Consider the following 14,906-nt stretch of genomic DNA (forward strand, 5'->3'; position numbering starts at 1 on the left):
CGTTAGGAAACATCCTAGATAAGGACGATTCGAGGCCGATCAAGCGCCGCGCGTCTTGCCCGCATAGCGGATGAAGTCCGCGGCAGTCAGCGGCGCCGAAAAGAGCCAGCCCTGCCCGAACTGCGCGCCGCGCGCGATCAGATAGGCGGCCTGCTCCTCGTGCTCGATGCCTTCGGCGATCACCTGCACGTCGAGCGTCGCAGCCATGTCGATGATGTGCGAGGCGACGCTGCTCGATGCCGCGTCCTGCCCGACCGTATCGACGAAAGACTTGTCGATCTTCAGACCGTCGATGCGGAAGTTCTGCAGATGCGAAAGGCTCGAAAAACCGGTGCCGAAATCGTCGAGATAGACGGCGTGACCCGCTTCGCGGAACGCGCTGATGACTTCCTTGGCGGCATCGGCGTCGAGAAAGCTGCGCTCGGTCGCCTCGATGTGGATCTGCTGCGGCCGCACGCCCTGTCGCGCGATCGCGGGACCGAGCACGTCGAGAAAACGGTGCGTCGTGAGATCCGGCGCGGACAGGTTCACCGATACGTAGTACTGCGGGTAGCGCTTCAGGAATTCGCCGAGTTCGAGCAGAACGGTGTCGAGCACCTGGTCGGTGATCGCCTGAATCAGGCCGCCGTGCTCCGCGAGCGGAATGAAATGATCGGGCCGGACGATTCGATCCTGATACTTCCAGCGCACGAGCGCTTCGGCGCCGACGCAGCGCCGCGTGGCGAGATCGACGATCGGCTGATACGCGACGATGAACTGATGCCGCCGCACCGCGTCGCTCAACTGGCCGCGCGGCGACAGCCGGCGCACGAAGAAGAACGCCGCCCAGCTCGCGAGCGCGAGCCCGGCCACGAGGCCGCCGAGCAGCCAGCCCCAGGGCAGCGTGCGCAGCCGCTGGCGCAGCGTCTGATGCGGCGCGCTCACGACGACCGCGAGCGGCATCGACACGGAACGGCGCACGACGTACGGCGAGTCGTCGCGCACGGGCGGCGCGGTGCGATAGACGGCGAGGATCGCGTTGGCGTCGGTGGCGGGCGTGGTCGCGATCACGCGGCTCACTTCCGTGTTGATGATGGCGACGCCGCTCGCGACATCGTCGCCGGCATTGAGCGTGTCGACGTAGAGCGATGGATCGGCGGCGACATAGAAACCGTTGCGGCCCATCACGAGCGACGACTTGCCGCCGGGCAGACGCGACAGGCCGTACCAGGCCATCACGCCATCGCGCGAGCGCCAGTCCGGCGGCGGCAGCGTGAGGCCGTCGAGCACGCGCGCCGACACCGCGCCGAGCAGCGAGGAACATTGCCAGCGGCCATCGCGATCGTAGGCGCCGGCATCGCGCACCTGCCGATGCGTGAGCGCGATGCGCCGCAGCTCATTCAGATACGGCGGCGAACATGGCACGGCCGCCACTTTGCCGATCTCCCCGAGCGCGCCGGAAAGACGGCGCGTCACGTCCTCGGCGCGAAAGAGCGCGGCATCGGCGACCGTGTTCAGGCGCTCGGCCTCGTCATGCTGCTGGCTCCGCTGCGCGAACAAAAAGCCGATCCCCGCCGGCGCCAGCGCCGCCATGACCACGATGACGATCAGAAGCGCCGCCAGCGCCCCACGTTGAATTTTGTTCATTGCGTGTTATTGACCGCGGCGCGAGACATGTCGCGCGCGTTTTTCTGTTCCCTGCCCGGCGCCGTCGGCCCGCCTTGCGCCGCGCCCGCGAGAGTCTCGGACAAACGACTTAGTGTAGGGGCCGCACATCGCCCGGTTCAACGAATTCTTTCCCCAAAAGCATCCCCTTTTGGTGGGCTTCCGCACGGCCCGCGCGCGCTTTTTTTGCCGACCGTGCACCGTGCGAAAATGGACAGACCAGAAACGGCGCTTTCCTTGCATCGAACGACAATCATGGCCTCACACGATTCCGCCCGACCGCTCGTGCGCGACGCCGCGCCCGGCGATTTCGACGCCATCGCGCACATCTATTCGCATTACGTGGAAAACGCGTTGGCGACCTTCGAAGAGATCGCGCCTTCCGCCGACGACATGCGCGCGCGCCACGCGGCGATCGCGGGTGCGGGTCTGCCCTATCTCGTCGCGGAGCTGGATGGACGGCTCGCGGGCTACGCGTATGCGTCGGCGTATCGGCCGCGTTCGGCTTACCGGCATACGATCGAAGACTCGGTCTATGTCGCCGATGGCTTCCACGGGCGCGGCATCGGCCTCGCGCTGCTCACGGCGCTCATCGGGCGATGCGAACGCGGACCGTGGCGGCAGATGATCGCGGTGATCGGCAACAGCGGCAACGCGGGATCGATCGCGCTGCATGCGCGGCTCGGCTTCGAGCATGTCGGCGTATTGCGCGATGTCGGCTTCAAGCACGGACGATGGGTCGACACCGTCCTCATGCAGCGTGCGCTGAAGCGCAATTCGGACGTCGCGGCATGACCGGCCGCGCCGAGCGGCTATGATTCGATATCTGCTTTACGTGCATTCACCGCTTTGCCAACGTATACCCTCGCCGCTTCCGTCAGCACTGAAATCGACATCCGCAAGAGCCGCTTCATCGCGCTCGCGATTCCCGTCGCGGACCGCGACGCAGCCATGCGCGAACTCGAACGCCTGCGCGCCGAACATCCGGCGGCGACGCACGTCTGCTGGGCGCTGCTCGCGGGCGGCCAGTCCGGCATGTCCGACGACGGCGAGCCCTCCGGCACCGCCGGCCGGCCGATTCTCGAAGTGCTGCGGCATCACGAAGTCGACGGCGTGCTGGCCGCGGTCGTGCGCTACTACGGCGGCATCAAGCTCGGCGCGGGCGGCCTCGTGCGCGCCTACACCGACGCGATCGCGAGCGCGATGCAACTCGCCGAGCGCGTCGAGCGCATCGAGCGCGGGTCAATATCCATCGAAGTCGACTATGCCGACGAAGCGCGCGTGCGCCGCTGGATCGAACAGCACGATGCCGAACTCGTGCAGAGCGAATACGGCATGACCGTGCGCCTCGTCGTGCGCATGGCCGCCACCGCGCGTGCACCGGCGGCCGCCGAATTGCGCGATCTCACCAACGGCCGCGCGGGCATCGCGGTTCAGGCGTGAGCGACGACGACACACGCGCCTTCGCGATGATCATCGAGCCTGCCGGGCACTTCGTCGCGGTCAGGGACGGCGAGACGCTGCTCGAAGCCGCGTTGCGGGCAAAACTGTCGTTGCCGCGATCCTGCCGCAACGGCACGTGCCGCGCGTGCCTGTGCCGGCTCGTCGACGGCGAGATTGCGTATCGCATCGAATGGCCGGGACTCACCGCCGAGGAAAAGGCCGAAGGCTGGATCCTGCCGTGCGTCGCGCTCGCCCGTTCCGACGTGACGATCAGGCAGCCCGACGCGCGCGAAGCCGCGCCCGATCCGCGTCCTGCCCGCTCGCGCGGCTTCTGAACTCGGGTATGTCGGGATTGTCGTCTCGATTCAACGACCTACGATGTGATTCCCGAGTACGCATGCGCATGCTTCCGTACAAAGTGCGTGCAGGGTGACTCTCAAAAAGTGTACAATTGCGTTTTGCCCTAAATTCTGGCAGGGCCAGATCAACCGAGATTTCAATGACTAAAGTACTGTTGAAAGAGAACGAGCCTTTCGACGTCGCCATGCGTCGTTTTCGCCGTACCGTCGAACGCACGGGCCTGATTCAAGAGCTCAAGTCGCGCATGGCTTATGAAAAGCCGACCACCGAGCGCAAGCGCAAGAAAGCTGCTGCTGTTGCTCGTCTGCGCAAGCAGATCCGTCGCGCGCAACTGCCGAAGAAGTTCTATTGATCGACGCGGGGCGTCCCGCCTCGTCTGTCCGGGCAAGATCGGCATAGCAACCTGAGATCGATCGGGTCGCGGTTTCGCGCGCAGGTTGCGTGAAAGATCGCGGATTCGCGCACTTTCGTTGCGCCCCAATCGATTGAAGCTGGCAAGATCGCACAAAGCCTGCATGAGTAAATGCTCATGCAGGCTTTTCGTGTTTGGGATTGGATTATTTAAGCGAATGCCCGACTGTGCTGATTCCGAATCAAAAATCGGAATAGTGGAATGAAGAGAAACAAGCGCAGAAAAGCAAAGAGCCCGGCTGAACCGGGCTCTTTGCTTTTTGAAAACTGGTTGCGGGGGTAGGATTTGAACCTACGACCTTCGGGTTATGAGCCCGACGAGCTGCCAGACTGCTCCACCCCGCGTCTGAAGAATTAGATTATAGGCCGAACGATCCATCGAAGTCAAACGTTGTTTGCACTCAATTTCGAGGCCGATTGCGCGCGGGCATTTGCTTCGGCGTTGACCGCCTGCTCCACCGCGCGCTGATGCGCCCGCGACAGCTTGCCGAGCACGGGCAGGAGCGCCAGCGCGACCGCCGCGCCGCCTGCCGCGAGCCAGCCGAGTCCGAAGAACAGATGCGTATAGAGCGGCAACGACTGCAGCGGCTCGAGATTGCCCGACGGCATGCGCGCGAAGTTCGCGACGACGCTGCCGAGATACTGCGACACGCCCGTCGCGACGAAATACGCGCCCATCATGAAGCCGCTCATGCGCGCCGGCACATAGCGCGCGATCATCGCGAGGCCGAGGCCCGACACGAGCAGTTCGCCGAGCGAATACATGCCGTAGCCCGCCACCATGAACCACGACGAGACACGCCCCTCCACCGCATAGCGCCCGCTCAGGCCGAACACGAAGAAGCCGATCGCCACGACGACAAAGCCGAGCGCGTACTTCGCCGCTACCGGAATGGCGTGACCGCGCTGCGCCTGTCGCGTGTAGAGGAACGCGAGAATCGGGCTCAACAGCATGATCCAGATCGGATTGAGCGCCTGGAACTGCGCCGCGCTCCACGTGAACAGCTGCAAACCGCCGATCGCAAACGACGGATCGACGTTGCGCAGCGCGAACAGCGTGAGCGACGTCGACATCTGCTGATAGAACACGAAGAACAGGATCACCTGCAACGTAAGGATCAGCGCGGCGACGAGACCCGCGCGCTCGCTGCGATCGCACTTCGCGAGCATGTAGCCGAAGATCGCGAGAATCCCGACGCCCGCCGCGTAGACACACGCGACGGCCACCGCCTTGTGCTGCAGGATGAACACCGTCGATGCCGCCAGCGCGATGCCGCCCGCCGCCACCGCGAAACCGTGCTTCCAGCGGATCGGCGCGTCGTCCGGCGCGGAACCGATGTGCGCGAGCGTGCGACGCATCACCGCGAAATTGAGCAGGCCGAGGACCATGCCGCCGCAGCAGACGGCGAACGCGGCGTGCCAGCCCCATTGATCCTTGATCCACGGCGTCGCCAGCATCGAAAAGGTCGAGCCGATGTTCACCGCCATGTAATAAATCGTGAACGCGCTGTCGAGACGCGCATCATCGCCCTCGTAGATACGGCGCACGAGATTCGCCGCGTTCGATTTGAACAGCCCGTTGCCGACGACGATCACGCCGAGCGACGCGTACATGAAGCCGAGCGTGTCGACCGGCAGCGCGAGCATCAGATAGCCGAGCGCGAGCACGACCGCGCCCGCGGTCATGGTGCGGCGCGCGCCGAGCACCTTGTCGCCGATCCAGCCGCCAATCGACGGCGCCGAAAACACGAGCGCCGTGAACGCGCCCCAGGTCAGGTTGGCGTGCTCGTCGGTGAAACCGATCTTGTCGACCATGAACAGCACGAGCAACGCGGCCATGCCGTAATAGCCGAAGCGCTCCCACATTTCGATCAGAAAGACGGTCGTGAAGGAGCGCGTCTGCGAGGCGCGGGACGGGTGAGTATGCATCGGAAAAGATCCTTCAAACATCGGTGAGCGAATCGGCCTAATTCGAGATGCCGGTCGCATGCAATGAAACGAGCGAAGCGCGCAAATCGCTCCGCAAACCAATCAGATCGCGACGCGAGCGATTACCCGCGACGAACACGCGATTATCGCAAATCGGAGACATTCAATTGCGTTCGAACAGTGAATTAACGCGAAACGCGGGGCGTTACGATGAAAACCGACCGATGACGCAGGAAACACGGCGATCAGTATCGGGTAGCCGGCAAGCCGCCGGCGCGCGGCGTAACGTCGCCGGAAGCGCCGGTATCGGGCTTTCATCGCGTGCCGAAAATGGCGTGAGACAAATGAGCTGCCAGTTTATTGCGGATCGTGAATAGCGTTTTTGTTGTTATTCGTGTCACAGCTTACTCATGAGCAACGCTCGGCGACTTAATGCGCCGTTATTCCTTATGACTCAATGTAATAATCGGTGCGATTAGTTCGGTTCGATATCGGATTCAGGCTGCAGGCCGGCGCACGAAAGCGAGCATGACGCCAAAACCGATCATGAGCGCCCCGCTCACGCGGTTGAACCAGGTGAATCCGCGCGCGCCGCGCGACAGCGAACCCAGGCGTGCGCCCAGCGCCGCATAAATAACGATCGCGACGAGTTCGAGCAGCAGGAAGGTCGCGCCGAGAATCGCGAAGCTCGTCGCGTACGCACTGCGATCGACGAATTGCGGGAAGAACGCGGTGAAGACGAGGATCGCTTTCGGATTGCCTGCCGCGACCCAGAATTCCTGCTTGGTGAGCCGCGCAAGACTCACCGGGCCGCGCGCCGCGCCCTCTTCCCTGACGACGAGCGCCGGTCCCGAGCGGATCAGCTTCACGCCGATCCAGACGAGATAAGCGGCGCCGGCGAACTTGATCGCCGTGAAAAGCGTTTGCGACGCGAGCAGCAGCGCGCCGAGCCCGAGTCCCGCGATGGCGATCATGATCGCGAACGCGACGATCCGCCCGAACGACGCCAGCACCGATGCGCGCACGCCATCACGCGCGCCATTCGACAGCGACAGCACGTTGTTCGGCCCGAAAGCCATGTTGATGGCGAAGCACGCGGGCAGAAAAATGGAGAACGTCTGGAGCGACATGGGACACCTGCTGACCGGCCGAAACGAGACCGTCAAGTTAGCACGCGCCCGACGCCCCCGGAATGGTCAGAAACGATGACGGATGCCCGTGCTCAGCATCAACTGATTGCGGCCGCTCGACGGATCGTTGGTGTTGATCACTGCCGGCGCACCCGACGAAGCGCGCTGATAGACCGACTCCAGATAGACATCCGTGCGCTTGGAGAGCAGATAGTCGACCTGCAGCGCGCCCTCGTGCCAGTGCGCGCCGCCGCCGTTGGTGTAGACGTACATCCCCGAAATCTGAATGGCCGGCGTCAGCTTGTAGATGCCGTTGATCTCGTAATTGTTGAGCGCGAGCGATGGCACCAGTTCGCCGGTATCGGCATCGGTGACGCCGGAGTTGATCGAGCGGGAGAACGCGCCGCTCAACGTGAACTCGCCGAATTCGTAGCTCATGCCGACGCCGTACGTGTTCTGTCGCTGCACGTTCGCGTTGATGACCGTATTGCCCGAGCCGGGCAGCGTCAGCGAATCGTACGCGCCGGTCGTCGTGTTGCCGCGCCCGTTGTTGTGCAGATACGCCGCGCCCGCGTTAAACGAGCCCGCCGAATAGCTGGCCCCGACGCTATACGCGCGATTGTCAGCAAAGCCGCCCGCCTGATTCGAGAACGCGTAGAGGCCGCCGAAGCTCAGGCCGCCGTAATTCGCGCTGGTGTACTTGACGGAGTTCGACGCGAGGAACGAGTTGTTCGCGTTGTCGTTGTCGAGCACGTGCGCGAAGGCCGTGCCGCCCGTGTTGCCGGTCAGCGTGAAGGTCTGGAAATAATCGTGGATCGAATCGTACTGTCGGCCGAACGTGAGCGTGCCGAGCGTATCCGAGCCGATGCCGACATACGTCGGATGATCGTTCAGGCCCTCGCCCGTCGCGACGGACAAGCCGCGTTCGAGCCGGAAGACCGCCCGCGCGCCGCCGCCCAGATCCTCGGTGCCCTGCAAGCCCCAGTAACTGCCGTCGATGGTGCCGCTCGTCAGACGATACTGCGACTTGCCGCCCACGTTGTTCGTGTAGGCGATGCCGGCGTCGAGTTCGCCGTAGAGCTGCACGGAGCTCTGCGCCCAGACCGCCGCGGGAAAGCTGGCGAGGATCGCGCATAGCGCCATCGGGAATGTCAGCGAGCGGGAGCTGCGCGCGGCGACATGATCGGTCTCGGAAATCGGCAACGCCGCTCGGGACGCTTGATAGTGGTTCGGCATGGATGGCTCCCGTATTCTTTTCATGAGGATTTTCAGTTTTGTGACGAGGCTTGTCAGTCAAAAAAAGAAGCCCGATCACATCTGTGTCCAGGAACCAACGAACGCCCGTATTGCGCGCGTGCGCATCTTGCAGGATCGGCGCGTTTGAGCATAGCCGGTGCGCGGCCACGCTTGCCGCTAGAATCGGACGACTTCAGTCAACCCGACCATGCTCATGACTCATCCCATTCGCGCCGTTCTCACCGGCCACACCCGCGGACTCGGCGCCGCGCTCGCCGAACGCCTCCTCGAGCAAGGCGCCGAAGTGTTCGCGATCTCCCGGCAGCGCAACGGCGAACTCGCCGCGCGCCATCCCGGCAAGTTGCACGAGATCGAACTGGATCTCGCCGATCTGTCGAAACTCGGCGAATGGCTGTCGGGCGACGCGCTTTCGCGCTTCGTCTCCGGCGCGCAACGCGTGCTGCTCATCAACAATGCAGGCGTGCTCGCGCCAGTCGGCGGTCTGGCCGATCAGGATCCGGCCGCCGTCGCGCGCGCGGTCAGCGTCAACGTCGCCGCGCCGCTGATGCTCGCGGCCGCCGTGTCACGGATAAGCGGGAAATCGACCGATACGCGCATCGCGCATATCTCCAGCGGCGCGGCGCGCAACGCCTATCCCGGATGGAGCATCTACTGCGCGACCAAGGCGGCGCTCGATCATCACGCGCGCGCGGTCGCGCTCGACGGCAATCCGGCGCTGCGCATTTGCAGCGTCGCGCCGGGCGTCGTGGACACCGACATGCAGGCCGAGATTCGCGGCACCGATCTCGAACGCTTCCCGATCCGCGAACGCTTCGACACGCTCAAGCGCGACGGTCAGCTCGCGACACCCGAGGCTTCGGCGCGCAAGGTCGTCGATTATCTGTTGAGCGATGCATTCGGAGACACGCCGACCGCCGATGTCCGCGATCTGAACTGACGAAGCGCGTCAGGCCGCTTCGACCGCCACGCGCGCCGGGTCGAGCGTTTTGCGCGACAGCGCGTCCGCGCGATCGTTGCGCGCACGCGGAATCCACTGCAGCCGGACATCGCCGATTTGCGCGATAAGCACACGCACGCGCGCAGCGTGCTGCGCGAGCGCGCGGATACCCGTGCCGTCCGCGATATTCACGTCGTCGATCACGACGCGGCTGTCGCCGTAGATGACCGCGTCCGTCGCGCCCGCGCGCACGGCCGCTTCGAGCACGGCGATCAACGCGAGATATTCCGCCGCGCTGCTGTCGCCCGTGCCGGCTGCTGCGCTGATTTCGACGCGCTCTCCGAGCGGACCGAGCAGCACGCCGCCTATGCCTAATCGCCCGGGATTCGGCAGCGCGGAGCCGTCGAACCAGCCGCGCCATCCTGTCGTATCGAACCCCGTTTCGCGCGGCTTTTGCCGCTCGGCGCGCCGGGTTTCGCGCAGGCGCAGCGCATCGGCGTGGCGGATTTGCGTGGCGCGGCGCGCATCGATCAAATCGCGCAAGGACTGCTCGCCGGCCGCCTTCTGCAACGTCCTGACGAGCGCCGCGTGCTCGGAAATCGCCGCGCCCCTGGCGAGCCGGCGGCTCTGCATGCGCTCGTTTTTGTAAGCGACGGCCAGCAATTCCTCGAAAGCGATCATGGGCACCGAACGGATTGAGCGAAGCCCGACTTTAACAGACGTTCACGACGCGTCATGGGTACGGCCGTTGCTGAAGGGAACACGTCCACAACGGTCAGCAAGGAGCGGATCATGAGTCAACCGATGGAGCCGACTTCGGCAGGCGCGAAGATCGTCGGCAAGGGCGCGGCGACGGCCGCCGGCCCCGGACCCGACGTGATGGCGGCGAGCACCCTCGACGGCAATTCGGTGCAGAGCAGCGACGGCCACGACGTCGGCTCGCTGAAGGAAATCATGCTGGATGTGACGAGCGGACGCATCGCGTATGCGGTGCTGTCGAGCGGCGGGTTTCTCGGCATCGGCGACAAGCTGCTTGCCGTGCCGTGGAGCGCGCTCACGCTCGATACGGACCGCCACTGCTTCCGGATCGACGCGACAGCCGAGCAGGTGCGCAATTCGCCGGGCTTCGACAAGGATTCGTGGCCGTCGATGGCCGATCACGTCTGGGCGAGCACCGTGCATCAGCATTACGGGCGCGAGCCGTACTGGTCGAACGACCGCACGAGCGACGTCGGCCCGAGCGGCGCGATCCCGCCCGGCGGCGTGGACGCGCCCGAAGCGGGCGGCGTGAAGCTGTAACAAAGGGGAAATCGCCGCCGATGGGCGGCACAGATGACGCGCAGCGTGCGCGCGGTCAGTCGCGCGGACGCTCTCCGACCTGAGCGTCGACGCCTTCGGTCTCGCCCATCAGCGCACGCAGAACGTCGCCTGCGAAATCCTCGATGGCGAAGTGCCATTCGAGCGAGCCGACCGGGTAGTCGTTCGGGCTGCACTTGCCCTGCGCGCGGCGAATCGCACCGACCGAGAGGCTCAACGCGCGCGCGTGTTGAAAGTGCGGATCGTCCGAGTCGAGGAACGGGAATTGATCTTTATCCATGACACCCTTAACGGTCCCGGCCGACGAAACTTTAGGCCTGCCCCGAACGCGCAATCGTTTGCGCGAGTGCAAGTCTGAAGACATCATGCAGCCCTATCGAAATCTCGCCGGCAATTCGGGTGTCGAAGCTTTCGACATCCTGCGCGACGGCATCAAAGTGCGCTTCGTCAGCGGCGGAACATACTTGTATGACTATCGCGTGCCCGGTCGCACGCGCGTCGAGGAAATGAAGCGACTGGCCCGCGCCGGACGCGGACTCAGCACATACATTGCGAAGCTCGGTGCGGAGTATGCCGAAAGATTCGACTAGCTGCCCGAAGGGGCGATTCTACGCGAGATCGAGAAGTTTTCTTCGGACGATTACCTGTCCACGTCAACGGACGGTCGGCAAATGCGGCACGTTCTCGTTGACGGCGGTATTGAGTTGATGAAGCTGGCGCTGCAGCTTGTTGAGCTGAGATTGTGCGGCGACGCGCTTACCTTCCAGTTGCGCCAGCTCTTTGCGGATCTCCTGCTGCCTGAGCGCAACTTCCTGATCGTGCTGGCTGCCACTTTGCACATCGACGCGCACGCGTTCGATCTGCGCTTCCGATTCCGCGATCAGACGCGAGAACTGCTCGTTTTGCGCTTCGAGATGCGCGCGCCGCATTTCGGCGTCCGCGAGGCGCATTGTGTGCTCGACGAAATGCCGGAACGCCGACTCGGCTGCACCGAGATCGCCGCTTTTGAGCACACGCCAGACGGCGTCCTGGTTATACAGGACCGCGTAATAGGTCAGCTCGCGCGGATAGAAGAGCAGACTCGCGGAGTAGGCAAAGCTCCGAAACGTGCGAAACGTCGTAAGCGAGCCTTGCTCCACCAGCCATTCCGCGAGTTGCGCGGCCTGCAACGCCGCCTTGCCTGGCTGCGGTGCGGGCACACTCGCGGGTCGCAGCGGCGTCACGCGCGTTGAAGGTTGCGCCGGACCGCTCGCGTCGTCCGGTTCGTCGTCGGTGTTGATATCGGGCGCGGGGAAGTGGTCTGCACCGTTCGATTTCTGGCGCACCAGAAACGATGGCGCATTGTCGAGCAAGCTCCCTCTTCTGCTCAGAAGGCTTTTCACGTTGGCTCCTGACCAACCCTTTTTCAGGGCCGGCGTTCATGCAGTGACGTGGATGCAAAAAAAGCAAAAACGTCACAATTGCAATTCGATTCGATGACTGCCGAACTCAACCATTGAGCATGACGAACGGCTTGGCTCGGTTTCGATCGAATAAATTGTCAAATCAAAGTATAGGCGACACGTCCTGCGGTTCAAACGATGCGAAAAGACGCTAATGTGTTGCGTCGATTTCACCGGAAGCTGAATGCAGAAAATCGCGCGAATAACATAGCGTCGCGCGAATTGAAACGGTCGGCGTTAAGAGTGGCGATAGAACGCCTGGGTTCCGTCCATTCTCATCTTCGCAATCTGCGCGGCGCGCGCTTTCGACATCAGCGCAACCATGCGCATGATCCTGACGCCCTGAATGCCGGCCGAAATTCCCGGCGTACTGGCGACGCGCGATTCGAGCGAGCCCATTACGCCGTGCAGATCGGCAACCGGCAACGGAACCACCGGTTCGCGGGCTTCAGCCGCCACTGCTTGCACCGGCGCGCGGGGCGCTTCGGATTCCGGCCGGTCAATGGCGAATAAATCGGAAAGCGCGGCGGGCGTTTCGACATGCTGCTGGCCTTGCTCGCGACATTGAAAAAATTTGTGAAGCAATTCGAGTTGCGAAACCGGTGTGTGTTCGACGCGCCGCGCAACGGCCGCGCAATGTTGCAGTTTCCAGTTTTCGCGCTGACTGGTGGATGCAATCAAATCAGCAATGCGCGCGCGAATTTCCGTTTCACGACGCGCAATCAATGCATTCAGCATGTTTGCTTCGTCGTGCGACGATTCGGGCAGTTGGCTGCGCCATTCCAATAGATCGCTCAATGTGACCGACATGAGAAGCTCCGAGGTATGCAGTCTTTTACCAAGATTGAGGCAACCCGAAACGGTTTGGATCGCGGATTGAAATAGCGCCGTGCCCTGATCGCCAGTCGATTATCCTATCCTTTTATCGGCTATTTTTTGTCGCTTAGGACATAAATAAGGACAGTCCTAATCCCGAGCGGTGCGGCACGGTCGATGCTGACAATCCTGTAAGCGGCGCGGCGGGCGCCGGCTTCCAGGAGATGGAGATGAGAACCACGACCGTGATCGCTGGCGCGCTGCTCGCGCTTGCCAGCACAGGTGCGACTTCGCAGGAAATGTCGCGCGATCAGTTGATGCAGCGCCAGCAGCACATGCAGCCAGGCAAGAACGAGCCCGTGCCGCGTCCGCAGACGGGCGACTCGTCGCAAGGCGGGGTACAGTCCGGCACGTCGGGCGGCGGAACGCTGATGCAGCAGCGCGAACAGGGCATGTCGCCGGAGCAGTCTCAAGGCTCCAGATCGACCGGGGCGATAAAACAATAACGCGATGCGCGCTTTCGTCCACGACGCCGGCCTTGCGCCGGCGTTTTGTTTGAACAGTGCTGGGCGGGAAGACGAGGCGTGCCGTTCCGTACAAGACGATCGCGGCAGCCACGGTCGCGGCGATAGACGCCGCCAGATTCCGCCGTGGAGAAACGCCCCTTCAATTCACGCGTTTTCCCTTCCCGTCCCAAAACGGTGCCCTCAACTCCCGCTTCAGAATCTTCCCCGCACCGGACAACGGCATCTGCTCGCGGAACTCGACGGACTTCGGACACTTGTATCGCGCGATAAACGCGCGGCAATGCTCGCGGATTTCATCCTCTGTCACGGACGCCCCCGGCTTTTTGACGACCACCGCATGCACCGTCTCGCCCCACTCGTCGCTGGGCACGCCGATGACTGCGCACATCGCCACCGCGGGATGCCGGCCGATCGCGTTCTCGACTTCCGCCGAATACACGTTCTCGCCGCCGCTCACGATCATGTCCTTCATGCGATCGACGATGAACACATGCCCGGCCGCATCCATGTACCCGCCGTCGCCGGTGTACAACCATGCGTCGCGAATCGCGTGGGCGGTCTCTTCCGGCTTGTTCCAATAGCCGCGCGTCACGCTCGGCCCACGCAGCACGATCTCCCCGACCGACATGCGGGGCACTTCGCGGCCCTGTTCATCGACGATGCGAAGTACGGTTGCGCACAATGCGGTGCCGACCGACATCGACAGGCCGCTCGCGCGCCCCGCCGCGCCATGATTTGCGGGCGGATTCGCGGTGACGACCAGCGCCTCGGTCAGTCCGTACGACTGGTAGAACTCGACGCCCGGCAACAGGTTCTCCATGCGCTCCAGCACCGATGCGATGATCGGCGAGGCGCCATACACCAGCCGTTTCACGCTCGACAGATCGTGCTTGCAGAAATCGGGATGATCGACCAGCGCCTGGATCATCGTCGGGACGAGGCCGACCTCATCGACGCGTTCGCGTTCGATCGTCGCCAGCACTTCGCTCGGACTGAACGCAGGTACGATGACATGCGTCTCACCCGCGATGAACTGGTTCAGCGCGCGCGAGAGCGCGGCGGCATGGAACAGCGGCGCCGCATGCAGGCTCTTGCCGCCCTTGATCGGCGGCGTCTCCGCGATGCGCTGAATGCAGCCGCTCCACAGATTGCGATGGCTCTGCATGACGCCTTTCGGAAAGCCGGTCGTGCCGCCCGTGTACATGACGATGGCGAGGTCCTCGTAACCGCGCCAGGCATCGTCGACAGGTTGCGCCGATTCGATCGACTGCTCGTAGCACAGCATGCCGTCGGGCGTGGCCGCATCGCCGCAATGGATGAACACCGGCGCGCGCTTCGCCGTTTTGGCGATGGGCGCGGCCATGTGCATGAAGTGATCGTCGATGAAGAGCAGACCGGTGTCGCAGTCATCGAGCGAATAGACGATTTCCGGCACGCTCCAGCGAATGTTCACCGGATTGAGCACGCCGCCGCCCCACCACACGGCCATCATGACTTCGAGGAAGCGATCCGAATTGAGCGCCAGTATGCCGACCCGGTCGTTCTCCTTCATGCCCGCCTGCTGCAACACGCCCGCAAGCCGCGCGACGCGCTGGCAGAAGTCGTCGTAGTGGCGCTGGCGGCCGCGAAAGATCGTCGCGATCTTGTCCGGAGTTTGTTGCACGCAGCGGTGCAGGCTGTTCGTGAGATACAC

Annotated in this window: 17 protein-coding genes and 1 tRNA gene; 8 read left to right on the forward strand and 10 right to left on the reverse strand. The window is 63.5% G+C overall.

All coding sequences use genetic code 11. The features are described from left to right. Positions 1 to 39: 39 nt before the first annotated feature. Complete coding sequence (locus tag AWB76_RS13400) at positions 40 to 1,626, reverse strand: EAL domain-containing protein (RefSeq protein WP_061160595.1); 1,587 nt, start codon at positions 1,624 to 1,626, stop codon at positions 40 to 42. Between the two features lie 273 nt (positions 1,627 to 1,899). Here AWB76_RS13400 and AWB76_RS13405 point away from each other — a divergent pair, with 273 nt between their 5' ends. From AWB76_RS13405 to rpsU, 4 genes are all read left to right on the forward strand, one after another. Further along, positions 1,900 to 2,439, forward strand: a complete 540-nt coding sequence (locus tag AWB76_RS13405; protein WP_061160596.1) for a GNAT family N-acetyltransferase — start codon at positions 1,900 to 1,902, stop codon at positions 2,437 to 2,439. Positions 2,440 to 2,493: 54 nt separating this feature from the next. Then, complete coding sequence (locus AWB76_RS13410; RefSeq protein WP_061160597.1) at positions 2,494 to 3,087, forward strand: IMPACT family protein; 594 nt, start codon at positions 2,494 to 2,496, stop codon at positions 3,085 to 3,087. Between the two features lie 26 nt (positions 3,088 to 3,113). Beyond that, positions 3,114 to 3,422 (forward strand): 2Fe-2S iron-sulfur cluster-binding protein, encoded by a 309-nt coding sequence (locus tag AWB76_RS13415; RefSeq protein ID WP_061160664.1) that lies wholly within the window; start codon positions 3,114 to 3,116, stop codon positions 3,420 to 3,422. Positions 3,423 to 3,586: 164 nt separating this feature from the next. Continuing rightward, a complete protein-coding gene (gene rpsU, locus AWB76_RS13420; RefSeq protein WP_006999077.1) occupies positions 3,587 to 3,799 on the forward strand; it encodes a 30S ribosomal protein S21 in 213 nt (70 codons plus the stop codon). A gap of 327 nt (positions 3,800 to 4,126) precedes the next feature. On the opposite strand, the gene AWB76_RS13425 is transcribed toward rpsU, so the two are convergent. The 4 genes from AWB76_RS13425 to AWB76_RS13440 form a co-directional block, all read right to left on the reverse strand. Beyond that, positions 4,127 to 4,203: transfer RNA gene (locus AWB76_RS13425), tRNA-Met, on the reverse strand. A gap of 39 nt (positions 4,204 to 4,242) precedes the next feature. Then, positions 4,243 to 5,787, reverse strand: a complete 1,545-nt coding sequence (locus AWB76_RS13430; RefSeq protein ID WP_061160665.1) for a peptide MFS transporter — start codon at positions 5,785 to 5,787, stop codon at positions 4,243 to 4,245. Positions 5,788 to 6,284: 497 nt separating this feature from the next. Then, complete coding sequence (locus AWB76_RS13435; protein WP_061160598.1) at positions 6,285 to 6,917, reverse strand: LysE family translocator; 633 nt, start codon at positions 6,915 to 6,917, stop codon at positions 6,285 to 6,287. 66 nt (positions 6,918 to 6,983) lie between these two features. Then, on the reverse strand, positions 6,984 to 8,153 hold the full coding sequence (locus AWB76_RS13440) for a porin (protein WP_082864432.1): 1,170 nt from the start codon (positions 8,151 to 8,153) through the stop codon (positions 6,984 to 6,986). Positions 8,154 to 8,361: 208 nt separating this feature from the next. Between AWB76_RS13440 and AWB76_RS13445 the strand changes: the two genes are divergently transcribed. Beyond that, on the forward strand, positions 8,362 to 9,111 hold the full coding sequence (locus AWB76_RS13445) for an SDR family oxidoreductase (protein WP_061160599.1): 750 nt from the start codon (positions 8,362 to 8,364) through the stop codon (positions 9,109 to 9,111). 9 nt (positions 9,112 to 9,120) lie between these two features. Here AWB76_RS13445 and AWB76_RS13450 read toward each other — a convergent pair whose 3' ends face one another. After that, positions 9,121 to 9,792, reverse strand: a complete 672-nt coding sequence (locus AWB76_RS13450) for a ribonuclease HI family protein (protein ID WP_061160600.1) — start codon at positions 9,790 to 9,792, stop codon at positions 9,121 to 9,123. A 111-nt stretch (positions 9,793 to 9,903) separates the two neighbouring features. Here AWB76_RS13450 and AWB76_RS13455 point away from each other — a divergent pair, with 111 nt between their 5' ends. Further along, on the forward strand, positions 9,904 to 10,410 hold the full coding sequence (locus AWB76_RS13455) for a PRC-barrel domain-containing protein (RefSeq protein ID WP_061160667.1): 507 nt from the start codon (positions 9,904 to 9,906) through the stop codon (positions 10,408 to 10,410). A gap of 55 nt (positions 10,411 to 10,465) precedes the next feature. On the opposite strand, the gene AWB76_RS13460 is transcribed toward AWB76_RS13455, so the two are convergent. Then, complete coding sequence (locus tag AWB76_RS13460; RefSeq protein ID WP_061160601.1) at positions 10,466 to 10,708, reverse strand: hypothetical protein; 243 nt, start codon at positions 10,706 to 10,708, stop codon at positions 10,466 to 10,468. On the opposite strand from AWB76_RS13460, the gene AWB76_RS13465 reads away from it, so the two are divergent. Then, complete coding sequence (locus AWB76_RS13465) at positions 10,707 to 11,018, forward strand: hypothetical protein (RefSeq protein WP_374729926.1); 312 nt, start codon at positions 10,707 to 10,709, stop codon at positions 11,016 to 11,018. The two genes, AWB76_RS13460 and AWB76_RS13465, sit on opposite strands and share 2 nt — an antisense overlap. A 63-nt stretch (positions 11,019 to 11,081) precedes the next feature. On the opposite strand, the gene AWB76_RS13470 is transcribed toward AWB76_RS13465, so the two are convergent. Continuing rightward, complete coding sequence (locus AWB76_RS13470) at positions 11,082 to 11,810, reverse strand: DUF2968 domain-containing protein (protein ID WP_063936342.1); 729 nt, start codon at positions 11,808 to 11,810, stop codon at positions 11,082 to 11,084. Positions 11,811 to 12,107: 297 nt separating this feature from the next. Continuing rightward, entirely contained in the window at positions 12,108 to 12,680 is a 573-nt protein-coding gene (locus AWB76_RS13475) for a hypothetical protein (RefSeq protein ID WP_061160604.1), read from the reverse strand. A gap of 236 nt (positions 12,681 to 12,916) precedes the next feature. On the opposite strand from AWB76_RS13475, the gene AWB76_RS13480 reads away from it, so the two are divergent. Continuing rightward, the gene (locus AWB76_RS13480) at positions 12,917 to 13,192 is read left to right on the forward strand and encodes a hypothetical protein (RefSeq protein ID WP_061160668.1); all 276 of its coding nucleotides are present in this window, start codon (positions 12,917 to 12,919) and stop codon (positions 13,190 to 13,192) included. A 160-nt stretch (positions 13,193 to 13,352) separates the two neighbouring features. On the opposite strand, the gene AWB76_RS13485 is transcribed toward AWB76_RS13480, so the two are convergent. Further along, positions 13,353 to 14,906 carry an acyl-CoA synthetase gene (locus tag AWB76_RS13485; protein ID WP_061160605.1) on the reverse strand — a complete coding sequence of 518 codons (1,554 nt, stop codon included), beginning with the start codon at positions 14,904 to 14,906 and terminating at the stop codon, positions 13,353 to 13,355.

This window comes from Caballeronia temeraria (assembly GCF_001544795.2).
GTDB lineage: Bacteria > Pseudomonadota > Gammaproteobacteria > Burkholderiales > Burkholderiaceae > Caballeronia > Caballeronia temeraria.